The 12,175-nt window shown below is 25.2% G+C and carries 10 protein-coding genes and 1 riboswitch; of the genes, 4 read left to right on the top strand and 6 right to left on the bottom strand.

Going from position 1 to position 12,175, the window contains the following annotated elements; genetic code table 11:
* Nucleotides 1–45 precede the first annotated feature (45 nt).
* The 3 genes from BGI42_RS06470 to BGI42_RS06460 form a co-directional block, all read right to left on the bottom strand.
* Nucleotides 46–825 (bottom strand): polysaccharide deacetylase family protein, encoded by a 780-nt coding sequence (locus BGI42_RS06470; protein WP_069679545.1) that lies wholly within the window; start codon nt 823–825, stop codon nt 46–48.
* Between the two features lie 385 nt (nt 826–1,210).
* Complete coding sequence (locus tag BGI42_RS06465) at nt 1,211–1,858, bottom strand: nitrite/sulfite reductase domain-containing protein (RefSeq protein WP_069679544.1); 648 nt, start codon at nt 1,856–1,858, stop codon at nt 1,211–1,213.
* A 30-nt stretch (nt 1,859–1,888) separates the two neighbouring features.
* On the bottom strand, nt 1,889–2,068 hold the full coding sequence (locus tag BGI42_RS06460) for a DUF1858 domain-containing protein (RefSeq protein WP_069679543.1): 180 nt from the start codon (nt 2,066–2,068) through the stop codon (nt 1,889–1,891).
* Between the two features lie 321 nt (nt 2,069–2,389).
* On the opposite strand from BGI42_RS06460, the gene BGI42_RS16190 reads away from it, so the two are divergent.
* On the top strand, nt 2,390–2,536 hold the full coding sequence (locus tag BGI42_RS16190) for a hypothetical protein (protein ID WP_192875391.1): 147 nt from the start codon (nt 2,390–2,392) through the stop codon (nt 2,534–2,536).
* A 438-nt stretch (nt 2,537–2,974) separates the two neighbouring features.
* Here BGI42_RS16190 and BGI42_RS06455 read toward each other — a convergent pair whose 3' ends face one another.
* A complete protein-coding gene (locus tag BGI42_RS06455; protein WP_069679542.1) occupies nt 2,975–4,216 on the bottom strand; it encodes an MFS transporter in 1,242 nt (413 codons plus the stop codon).
* A gap of 401 nt (nt 4,217–4,617) precedes the next feature.
* Here BGI42_RS06455 and BGI42_RS06450 point away from each other — a divergent pair, with 401 nt between their 5' ends.
* The 3 genes from BGI42_RS06450 to ablB all read left to right on the top strand — a co-directional run bounded on the left by BGI42_RS06450 (nt 4,618) and on the right by ablB (nt 7,881).
* Entirely contained in the window at nt 4,618–4,827 is a 210-nt protein-coding gene (locus BGI42_RS06450) for a cold-shock protein (RefSeq protein ID WP_069679541.1), read from the top strand.
* Nucleotides 4,828–5,166: 339 nt separating this feature from the next.
* A riboswitch (cyclic di-AMP (ydaO/yuaA leader) is annotated at nt 5,167–5,299 on the top strand.
* Nucleotides 5,300–5,750: 451 nt separating this feature from the next.
* On the top strand, nt 5,751–7,004 hold the full coding sequence (kamA, locus tag BGI42_RS06445; protein WP_069679540.1) for a lysine 2,3-aminomutase: 1,254 nt from the start codon (nt 5,751–5,753) through the stop codon (nt 7,002–7,004).
* 4 nt (nt 7,005–7,008) lie between these two features.
* Nucleotides 7,009–7,881 carry a putative beta-lysine N-acetyltransferase gene (gene ablB / locus BGI42_RS06440; RefSeq protein WP_069679539.1) on the top strand — a complete coding sequence of 291 codons (873 nt, stop codon included), beginning with the start codon at nt 7,009–7,011 and terminating at the stop codon, nt 7,879–7,881.
* Between the two features lie 428 nt (nt 7,882–8,309).
* Here ablB and BGI42_RS06435 read toward each other — a convergent pair whose 3' ends face one another.
* Both BGI42_RS06435 and BGI42_RS06430 read right to left on the bottom strand, forming a co-directional pair.
* Entirely contained in the window at nt 8,310–10,502 is a 2,193-nt protein-coding gene (locus BGI42_RS06435; protein ID WP_069679538.1) for a phospholipase D-like domain-containing protein, read from the bottom strand.
* A gap of 68 nt (nt 10,503–10,570) precedes the next feature.
* Nucleotides 10,571–12,040 (bottom strand): phospholipase D-like domain-containing protein, encoded by a 1,470-nt coding sequence (locus BGI42_RS06430; protein WP_069679537.1) that lies wholly within the window; start codon nt 12,038–12,040, stop codon nt 10,571–10,573.
* Between the last annotated feature and the right edge of the window lie 135 nt (nt 12,041–12,175).

Below are 12,175 nucleotides of genomic sequence, written 5' to 3'. Positions count from 1 at the left end.
AAAAACAAAAATACCGTACACTTAATTTTTAGTACGGTATTTTCATTAATAATTCTTTCTTATTTTAAAATACATTTCTGGAGTATCCTCTTCAATTATTTTAAATTCATATCCCTGTGATTTATAAAAATCTATTATCTCCGGTAAAGCTTTACATGTATTTTTATGCATATCAGTGCAATGCATAAGTAATATTATTTGTGGTAAATTCTTGTTATTATTTGTAGCTTTTTTGTATAATTTATAGGGTGGCGCTTTAGGATTTAAACCATCTTGATTATCTAAATTCCAATCATATATTTTAAAATCGTTATCGTGTAATCTTTTTAAATAACTTTTACTTAAATGTTTGTAACTTCCTCCTGGAAATCTAATTATATTAGGCGAAATCCCTATAGCCTTATTTATTTCATCTCGACACTCAATCATTTCTTTTATAAAATTATCTTCATTACAATAAATACACTTATATTTATGAGTATATGTATGAAGTCCTATGCCATGCCCTTCATCGTTAATTCTTTTTACAATATCTTCTTTTCCTTCAATTTGACTTCCAATTAAAAAGAAAGTTGCTTTAACATCTTTTTCTTTTAAAACATCCAAAACCTTTTCTGTCACTTTATCACTTGGACCATCATCAAAAGTAAGATATATTATTTTCTTGTCATTCTTACCACTTTCCTCATTTGCATTAACATTTGTAATATCTAAATTAGCTCCTGTTGAAATACTTCTAAAATTTTGTTCAAATATAGAAATAACAAGAAGTATATTTATTATAATTAACAAAAAATACTTCAGATACTTCCAATTATTTTTCACTCTATTTCACTCCTTAATAAATCATTCTTTAATATAAAACCCACTATACATTATCATTTACTATTGAGCATTTTTTATTTGTTGTAATTTTTAGCATTAAAAAATATTACCAACAACATTTTTAAAAATCAGACTGGTAAGCTTAATTTAAAACAGCAAAATAAATTATTCTATAACCTGAAAAATAATATATCTATACTTATTAGAATTTTTATTACAATAAAAATCCTTTATAATATATTGAATAAGTTTAATATATTATAAAGGATAAATTATATATACCATAATAGAATTTTAGTGATATTTAAAAAAATTAGTTAACATAATTGCATATACATTTTTTAACTAATAAGCTGAACTTTAGATACATTTTATAGATTAAATCTTAAATAAGAACTTCTTTTTTAAATTCTTCTAAACCTATTCTATCTATAAAAAATCCTAATTTTTCTCCTGCTTCAGCATTCTCTTTATAATAATCAAATATATTATCCACTATTTTTAATGCTTCCTCTTCATTTACATCTTTAACAATAATATCTGCAAGTCTTGGATTATATCCAGCTGAACCTCCTGCACATACTATAAGCCCTGTTTTGTCTGCAATTATTCCAACATCTTTGCTATACACACTTCCACAAGCATTTCTACATCCTGCAACTCCAATTTTAGTCCTACATGGCATTTCCATCCAAGTATATTTCTTAGAAAGCTTCATTCCTATCCCAATAGTATTATATTTTTGTCTTTTACAAAATCCTGCTGGACACATCTCTACATTTTTAACAGAATTAGCACTTTTTACGGCAGGTTCCATACCAAGTTCTTCCCATATTTTAGGCAAATCCTCTTTTTCTAAATTAGTTATTAATATTCTTTGACCTGACGTAATTTTTAATACGCCTTTATATTTTTTTGCTACATCTATTATTTTTTGCATTGTTTCTATAGTTACAAATCCACCTGGTATATGTGGAGTTATACTATATGTTCTTTTTCCATCTCTTATTTTTTGAAGATTTCCGTAATCCATATACATCCTCTCCTTGTTGTCTAATTTAAATTAGTTAAGCGCCTTCAATAAATCTTCTAAATTTAATCCATGTACATTTGCTGCATCTTCAAGACTTTCGGATTGAGCTGATGGACATCCGATACATCCCATTCCAAAACCCATTAAAATCTCTGCTGCATCTTCCTTAATTCTTATTATTTCTCCTACTGTCATATCTTTATTTATCATAACTTATCTCCTTTTTATTAAATTTATTAATATATATTATCTTAATATTTATTCATTTTAACCAAACTAATATTTGGTACAATTCTCTTTCTGTAAGTAATTATATATGAATGATTATATAATTTAAGTAACATATGTTACATAAATTATAAAAATCATATTCTAATATTATTATTTGTATCCTAAATATATTTGTTAAATAGATATTAAATAATTCTTTAATTATATAAATTAAAATACTAAATATATAATTTTTCTTATAAATGGATAAACTAATATCGTAACATTTTTCTATAAAAATATTATATAAGGAGGATATTTATGAAAAAGAAAAATCTTTACTCAAATAATAACATTACTAATTCTGATCCTGCATCAACTGAATATGCTAAAAACGTGAATGATAAAAGTCACGAAGATAGTCCTTATGGCAATAATGAACCTTCTCCCCGTACAACTTACAAATAAAATTTTGTACAAATTTTCTAATTACTAATTTTGCTGGCTTTTCATTTAATATCTAGAGATATATTATTAAAATTTATGATTTTTCACAAGATTTATTTAGTCTTGTGAAAAATCATCTTCTTTTAATTCATAATAATTAAAAAATTTTTATTACTATGAATTCATATATGTAAATCTTATTAATAAATTAAAATCATCTTGAAAAATTCCTAAAATTATATTATACTACATGTATTTAATTATAATTGTTTGATTTTTTACCGTATGGTAAAGCAATTTTAAGCATTCATATTTCATATCATTAAGCCGTTGAAGATATGAAATCTGAATGCTTTTATTTTAACAATTAAGAATTTATTTTAACAATTAAGAATTTATTTGTACATTAATACATTATTTTGCATTTACACTTATTACTTATAGGCTAATTTAAAATAACTAACTCTCATCCTCAAATAATGAGCGTTTAAATAAATTCACAGTTATAAATAATATAACAGCCGAAATAATAACACATATAGAACTTGGATATTTATCAAATAAAACACCAAATATCATTTGTCCAATTGGTATTGCAGCCATTAAGCTTGTGTTTAAAACAGAGTTAATACGTCCTAAATATAATATTGGTGTTTCTTTTTGTATAATAACATTTAAAGCTAAATTTCCCGTAGAAACTACTAGTATTAATATAAATCCTACCACTACTAAACTTATATATGGAATAGAATTTGTACTAAATAATCCTAAATACCTTTTACTGCAAATAAAGGCTACTACAAAATACATTAATGATACAATAAATATATCTAAAAATAATATTTTCCCTAATTTAAATTTTTTTGAAACAATCTTACATAAAATTGGTGCAAAAAAAGCTGCCATCATTATTATTGAATTTAAAACTCCAAATTCATAATCACTTACCCCTAAATCTATTTTGGATATATAATTAAACCCAACTGAAAATATAGGTGAACAAGCAAAATTGATTATAAGTCCCATTATAATTATATTCATTAGTATTTTCTTATTTTTTATAAATGCTAATCCCTCTTTAAAATCTTTAATAAACCTATTAACTCCAATGTTCTCAGAATTCACATTAAGAGGAATACTTATAAACATCTCACTAAAAGAAGATATGAAAAAACTAGCAGAATCTAATATTAGTATAGGCAATAATCCACAAAAACCAAATAATGTTCCTGCAATCATTGGTCCTAAAAAATTTGCTGTATTTTTTGAAACTGAATGTATGCCATTAGCATCTAAGAGTTGTTCCTTTTTAACTACTGATGGAATAACTGTATTCATAGCCGGATTAAAAATTGCGGATATTGTTGAAAGAATTATAGTTAATAAATATATTTGATTTATTGTTAAACCTTTATTTATCCAAAATTCAAATGCATAATATAATATTGAGATTCCACTTAGAAAATCCAATAAAACAATTATCTTTTTCCTATTAAACCAATCTACAAAAACACCTCCAATTGGTCCTAACAATAACATTGGAATTAATGCAATAGACAAAACAGATGCAAATTTTGTTGCAGATCCTGTTGTCTTAAGTATATATAAAGATAATGCTATTTCTAACATCTGCGTACCTAATAATGATACAAAATTCCCTACAATAATTAAACAAAAATCCTTATTCTTTATTAAATTCATATTGTTATCCCTCCTTTATTGTTTTTAATTTTTCAGGAAATTTCACCATATATTTTTACTTAATACATAAATATTTAAATTTAATTTGGGTATATAAAAATAAATAACAAATCAAAAATACCTCGAATATTTTGTAAAATACAATGATCTGGATTCTGCTAATAGTTGTACTATTAGTAGATTCCAAAGAAGAAATAGTTCACAAAATAAACTAGCATACTGACTAGTTATTTATTGGAATGTGCCTTAATTAAAACATATCATCTCTTATATAGTACATAAATATATAAAACAAGTTCTTATTATTTTACACAATAAACATAATTTTTTATAAAGAAAATAATAAAATTTAATTTTAAGCAAATACTATTATTGAAAATTAATATAAGGAGCGAAAATTTATGTCTAAAACAACAGGAATAGTTAAATGGTTTAATAAAGAAAAAGGATATGGCTTTATTTCATGTGATGGTGGAAATGATGTTTTTGCACATTCCTCACAAATTAAAGAAAATGGTTCAGAAAGAGAGTTACATGAAGGTGAAAGTGTAACTTTTGATATACAAGATGCTGAAAAAGGCCCAATGGCAATAAATATACAAAAATTATAAATAAATTAAAAATCCACTCTATTTTAAATATTATATTTACAAAATAAAGTTTTGATATTTAATTTATATAAATAATTTAATTGTATATTTTTATTTATTAAACTTTATTCTATAGAATAAAACTTTCTACAGTTTAAATTTGCATATTCTGTAGAAAGTTTTTATTTTACATATTTTAATATCTCTTTATATATAATTATTCCTATTAAAATAAAATTATTTAAAAATCAATATATATATTTATATATATATATATATATTGCAACTGTATTTATTTGACATTAATATCTTAAAATGATAAGGTTATTATAGATAGTATGAATCAGAAAGAATAATAAAATATTAATAACGCTGAATCAAATTGAGCGGGAGAACCGATTTTTAGGGGTGAATCTTATCATTATGATACGTAGGGTTAATTTCTTCAACCCGAATCCGTCAGCTAATCTCGTAAGCGTTGAAGAGAAGTTTTTAGGTATACTACTATATACTTTTTTTAGTGTTCCTATAAATAGTTATGCTTAATAAGCTGTAGAGACTTCTTTGCAGCTTATTACCTTTTAATCCATAATTCAATTAAGTATTTTACTACACAAATATAATTAATTAGTTAATTAATCTTTTCTTGAAAATTTTTTACTCATATCAATTCATATAATAAATTTCATAAAAAGAAAAATTATTTTTGTGAAATGATTAATTTATTATGTTTATGAAAAATTATAAAAGATTTATATATGTCAGCACGCATAAATGCATTATAAAATTATTTTAAATTTCTCATAGAATTACTCTAATAAAAAAACTTCTCTAAAAATATAAAATACTTATATCCCTTTCTTATAAGTAAAAATTTACTTATTCTGAATATCATTATATAAAATATTATCTATGTATTGTTAAATTTTAAAGGAGTGTTTAAATTGAAAAGAAACTATAATGACATATCTTTATGGAAAAATGTTACAGAAGATCAATGGAATGATTGGAAATGGCAAATTTCTAATAGAATCACCACAATAGATGAATTAGAGCAAGTTGTAAATCTTACTCCTGAAGAAAAAGATGGAATAAAAGCCAGTCTTAAAAAACTCAAAATGGCAATTACTCCATATTATGCAACATTAATTAACCCTAATGATTACAGTTGTCCAATTAGAAGACAAGCCATTCCTACTATGGATGAAACAAAGATATCTGAATATGATAGTACTGATCCTTTACATGAAAGTGCTGACTCTCCTGTTCCCGGATTAACCCATAGATATCCAGATAGAGTTCTTCTTCTAATTACTGAACAATGTTCTATGTATTGCAGGCATTGTACAAGAAGACGATTTGCTGGACATGAAGATAGTTCTCTATCAACTAATGATATCTTAAAAGCCATCGAATATATAAAAGACCATAAAGAAGTACGAGATGTATTAATATCTGGTGGAGATGCACTTTGCGTATCAGATGAAAAGCTTGAATTTATTTTAAAAGAATTAAAAGAAATAAAACATGTTGAAGTTATAAGAATAGGGACAAGAGTACCTGTTGTTATGCCACAAAGAATAACTACTAACCTTTGTAATATTTTAAAAAAATATCATCCTATATGGATTAATACACATTTCAATCATCCAAATGAAATAACTGAAGAGTCTATTTTAGCTTGCAAAATGCTTGCTGATTCTGGAATTCCTCTAGGAAATCAATCTGTTCTGCTAAAAAATATAAATGACTGTCCCTATATTATGAAAAGCTTAGTTCATAAGTTAGTAATGAATAGAGTAAGACCTTATTATATATATCAATGTGATTTATCTCAAGGAATTGAACATTTTAGAACTCCGGTTTCAACAGGTATAGAAATTATAGAACTTTTACGTGGACATACTTCTGGCTTTGCAGTACCAACTTTTGTAATTGATGCTCCAGGCGGTGGTGGTAAAATACCTATTAATCCTCAATACTTAGTATCACAATCACCTGAAAAATTAATACTTAGAAATTATGAAGGTGTATTATGTACTTATAATGAACCATCTGATAAAACCCATGAATGCCATCATTGTGGAATATGTGATAAGTTTAAAAAAGATGATTCTAAAGGATTAGAACAACTTTTTAAGGATGAGAGAGTTTGTCTAATTCCACAAAGTAATATTAGAATGAAAAGGAGGGACTAATTTAATGAGTGCAAACTATAAATTAAATAATACTAACTATTATACTAATATAAACGATACTAAAATATATGTGGATTATATTAATAAACGTGTGAAAATAATTGACTTAAATAATATCTCAATTGAAAATATAAAAAAAATAATACATTTTTCTTTAAAAGAAAATCTAAGCAAAATCCTTTGTAATAGTAATGTTGAATGCTTAAAAACTTTTTTTCAAGCTGGCTTTGACTTAGAAGGTAAAATTGAAGGTTATTTTAAAGGAAAAGATGCATTTTTAATATCATATTTTGTAAATAATAACAGAAGATTTTATAATAATATTGATAAGAAAAACTTAATATTAGATAAATGCTTAGATTTAAAAAATACGTATAAGTATAATAGCAATAATACTGCATACCATATAAGAAATGCAAATGAAAATGATATAGAGGAAATGATAAAACTATTTTCTAATGTATTTTCAACTTATCCATCTCCAGTTTATGATGAAGAATTTTTAAGGCAAACCATGAATAAAAAAGTTTTATATAAAGTTGCAACAGATAATGATAAAATAATTGCTATAGCTTCAGCAGATATGGATAAGGAAAACTTAAATGCTGAAATTACTGATTGTGCTACTGATCCTGAATATAGAGGTAAAGGGCTATTATCTGATATTGTTTATTTATTGGAATTAGATCTTAAAGATAAAGGATTTATAGCTTTATATAGTTTAGCTAGAGCAATAAATCCAGGTATTAATTTTGTTTTAAGTAAACATAATTACAAATTTAGAGGAAAATTAATAAATAATTGTAATATATGCGGTAACTTTGAAGATATGAACGTTTGGGTAAAAAATATTAATACTGATTTAATTGAAAACTAATGCTTTCTATTAAGTATCAAGTTTACTAAATATAAAAAAATCGTTAAGCCACTTTAGAGAGTTTATTTTTTAGCCATGTGCCCTTTCAAGACATAGTGTAGGAATAACGGTGCGACATATGATTATTTTTTATTCTTTAGGATACTAATAATATTTTTAAAATACAGTATTTTATAAGATATCCATAGACCTTCCAATGATATAATTTCCTATATAATAAAAAAATCGCCAAAGCCACTGTGGAGCCGTTAATTTTTTTACTCATCTAATTTTTCCAACGTATGTGAGAAAAATCTGGCATGACAATAAAAAACTATATTTATAAAAGTACCATATAGGATAAAAATTATACATAATCCTGTCCTATATGGTACTTTTAATATATTTACTTAAATTATAACCTAAATTAGATATTTTCTATTAAAAACTTATTTTTTATTAAAACTTTCTTGTACATTATCCTCTGAATCAATAGGATCCACAATATGTTGCCTATTTTCACCTGATTCATAAACCAAACCAGTTGATGTTTTAATAACATATTTGTATTCAAAATTCATTCCAGAAGGAAGAGTTATACTGTTTGTTGATTTCCAATTTGGCCAATTTTCACCGTTTAATTCGAGTGCGTTGTTTATATCCCAATTTCCTAATTGAGGAATATTACCTACTACATATAATTTTTCACCAAACTTTGTATTATTGTTAAATACAGAAAAACTTAATTTAGTTTGTGGAAATTCTTTTGCATCAAATTTAGGGTCATAATGACTTCTTAAATTAACAAATTCACCGAAATATTGTTTCGCAATATTTTTATCTCTTATAACAATAAGATCATCATCTGAAACTATTGTAGCTGAGAACCAATTTGCAGAACCTGTAAGTACAATTTTTCTATCTATTACAGCAAATTTATGATGCATAGTAGAATATTTATTACCATGATAATTAGTATGAACCTTAACCACATCTATTCCATTTTCTGAAAGCCACTCATCTGTTAATTCATTGGGAGTTGTTTTGCCATAATATTCCCCTTCATCTGCAATATTACTTTCTAGAACTAAACGTACTTTTACTCCTCTTTTTTCAGCCCTTATTAATGCATCAAGCATATCTTTTTTTACACCATTATCATTAAAATTCAAATGACGTAATGTAAACATTGATATAACTACTTCATCTTTTGCATTTTCAATTTCATCATAAATAGCTTTAGGAATATTATGATACTGAGAATAGTATACGTTAATTTTACTTGATGGACTATTCTTATAAGTAATCTCCCCTAATCCTGCAACACTTTGAAAAATTTGCTCATAAACAGAAGCTAATTCTTTTGAAGTGAAAAAACATATATTTTCACAATTTTGTTCAGCTGCTGTATACTCCCAATTATAAGAACCAGTTGATACAACATTACCATCATATATTGCAATTTTAGTATGATTTGAAGCTAAAAATTCTTTTCTACATATTCCTAAAACCTTAATTCCTGCTTGTTGCATCTTTTTATATTCAGTTTCCCAAGTTTTTGATGTATACATATGACTAGAATCACTTAATATCATAACTTCTACACCTTTATTATGAGCTTCTATTAATTTATCAACAATTCTATAATCATTTATATCATAATAAGAAGCATGAATATAATGATACCCATTTGGATCTTTTTGTTTATTTTTTATTACTTTCTCAATTTCTTTAATAACTCTACATTCTGGATTACCATAAGGTGCAAAATATACATCTGTTTTTGGTATTGAATCTTTAAATTTTTGAGACATAGTTTCTGCTAAAGATGTATCTACCACTTCATTAGAATTTATATAATCATTATCTTTTGCAACTTTAGGAATTCCAATATTACTTTTTAATTTTGTTTTATCTAAATCCTTTAAAGTTGCAATAAGATATTTATTTTTTGATGAACACAATTCTCTTTTTCCATCATTATTTATATCTTTCAAAATATTGTATGTAATATACACATTTTTTATTTTACCATTCCAACTAGTATTAGTATCGATATTTATTGTATCAGTTCCCCATTTTTCTCGATCATCTTCCATATTACCCTTATATTTCAAATGATATAAATAATGTTCAATAGCACCATTTTCTCTTTCTATATGCATGTTAAGAGTGATTTTTTTATGATACTCATAGTTGTTTACCCCTAAATCTACATAAGCTCTAATTATATCTTTATTCTTATTATCTTCATCAAACCAAAAACCATAATCTATTGGTGTTGCAAAGTCTTCTTTTTTTATTTCTGCATTATCATGTTTCTCTTTAGTATTTTCTCCACTTTCTTTAACACTTTTATCTGTAACCATAGGGCTGTCTTTATTTATCTTAATTTTTTTAGTTACAGTCACTTTATCTTTATTTAAATTATTATTTGTAAGTGCAATAGAATTTTTATGCTCTCCTTGATTATTTTGAGCTTTATCTTCTATATTTTTTTCATTTACCTCTACTTTATCTATAATATTTTCTTGCTTTATTTCAGTAGTATTAGTTGTGTTTGCATATACTACATTAGAATTAATAACTGTTGTGAAAATTAGTATTAAAGCTAAGACTTTAATCTTCTTAAAGTTACTCAATTTAATTTTCCTCCTAATATTTCTCTATGTTTTTTATAATATTTATTTTAAAGTTATCATGTATAATTTTACTTTTGTGCTGGTATCCAGTTATTAGAGGTATCTCCATATACACCACTAACCTCAGAAGCTCTTGATATATCTGAAATATCTATAGTACGATTTTGTCCGTTTTCCCATTCTGCACTACCATTTGCCCTTAATATTACATATTTATATTCTATTTTGCTACCTTGTTTAACACCAGCTTTAACAAACCAATCTGGAAATAAATCATCAGATGTTGACATTTCTAACCCTTTTTCTATATTCCATTCTCCTAATTCAGGAGTATTTCCAACAACAATAACCTTGTCTCCTGATTTAGTTGATGAACAATTTACATGAAATAATATAGGTGCTTTTTTACGAATTTCTTCACCTTCAAAAGTGGTTGATATACCTTCATAAACATTTATTAAATCTAAAAAATTTTGATGATATTTTTTTGCAACATTTCTGTTTCTTAAAATTAAAATATCTTCGTCATTAAATTTTGTACCAGATGCTGTCCAATTAGCAGAACCTGTTATAACTGTTTTATCATCAATTACACAATATTTTTGATGCATAGCAGAAAATTGTGATAGTTTGTTACCCACTTTATACAATTCTATATTCGGTTGATTTTCTAAAGCTTCATCTACTTTAGAAAATCCACATTGTTTCTTTTCCATTATTACTTTTACTTTAACACCTCTTTTAGCTGCATTTAATAGGCTCCTACTTATATATCTATTAGTAAATGTAAACATTGAAACTTCAATAGATTTGTCTGCTTTTTTTATTTCTTTTTCAATATATCTTGATAAACTTTGTTCAGGTGAGAAATGAATAGATAATATCTCACTATCTTGATCTTTTTCTATTTCAAAGGGTTTTTTTTCAAATAGTTGAAGAATTTGATTTCTATAAATTCTAGCTACTTGTTTATTTCTTATAAGAATCATATTTTCATCATTACAATATGCAGCTGTAGCATTCCAGTTAAATGATCCAGTCATAACAGTTTTTTTATCTATTACAACTGATTTTAAATGCATTATTGAATAATTTGTAGTTCCTATTGTCTTTTCTGGCTTAGACTTTACAACTTCTATACCATTTTCTTCTAAATAATCATCACCTTTATTCCATTCTTTAGCCGCATTATCCTTGTCTACTACAACCTTAACAGTTACTCCTCTTTTTGATAATTCAACAAGTTTAGATAATATTGGTTGTAAACGTATATTGTAATGTGCAATAACCACCTCATCTTGTGCTTCATCTAAAACTTTAAGTACTTTTTCTACCTGATTATCAAATGGTGAAAAAGATACTTCAGTATCTAAATTTGATTTTTTTAAATTATCTTCATTAAATGTATAACTTACAGCTGCAGTAGTAGTTGCTTTATTAACACAACTGGCATTTGCAGGAGTAGATTGTGTTAAAATAAACATATTACAAGCTATTAAAGCTGATGTGATACAACACAATATTCTATTTCTTTTCATTGTAATTCCCCCCAATATTTTTAAGTCGTTACTTATAATACCTCAATATCAGTTGGAAGTAAATGATAAAAAATGTAATATTATGTAGAATTTTTTATTATTTACTTTTTTCTTGACTAAATACAAAAAACATAT

The organism is Clostridium taeniosporum, from assembly GCF_001735765.2.
Classification (GTDB): domain Bacteria; phylum Bacillota; class Clostridia; order Clostridiales; family Clostridiaceae; genus Clostridium; species Clostridium taeniosporum.
The sequence above is the reverse complement of the archived record's forward strand: the minus strand, read 5'-3'. Positions and strand labels throughout refer to the sequence as shown.

What these genes read in the sequence shown, in the direction of transcription:
- BGI42_RS16190 (WP_192875391.1), top strand. Translation starts at nt 2,390, where the DNA reads ATGAAAAAGAAAAATCTTTACTCAAATAATAACATTACTAATTCTGAT.
- BGI42_RS06430 (WP_069679537.1), bottom strand. Translation starts at nt 12,040, where the DNA reads ATGAAAAGAAATAGAATATTGTGTTGTATCACATCAGCTTTAATAGCT.
- ablB (WP_069679539.1), top strand. Translation starts at nt 7,009, where the DNA reads ATGAGTGCAAACTATAAATTAAATAATACTAACTATTATACTAATATA.
- BGI42_RS06450 (WP_069679541.1), top strand. Translation starts at nt 4,618, where the DNA reads ATGTCTAAAACAACAGGAATAGTTAAATGGTTTAATAAAGAAAAAGGA.
- BGI42_RS06465 (WP_069679544.1), bottom strand. Translation starts at nt 1,858, where the DNA reads ATGGATTACGGAAATCTTCAAAAAATAAGAGATGGAAAAAGAACATAT.
- BGI42_RS06460 (WP_069679543.1), bottom strand. Translation starts at nt 2,068, where the DNA reads ATGATAAATAAAGATATGACAGTAGGAGAAATAATAAGAATTAAGGAA.
- BGI42_RS06455 (WP_069679542.1), bottom strand. Translation starts at nt 4,216, where the DNA reads ATGAATTTAATAAAGAATAAGGATTTTTGTTTAATTATTGTAGGGAAT.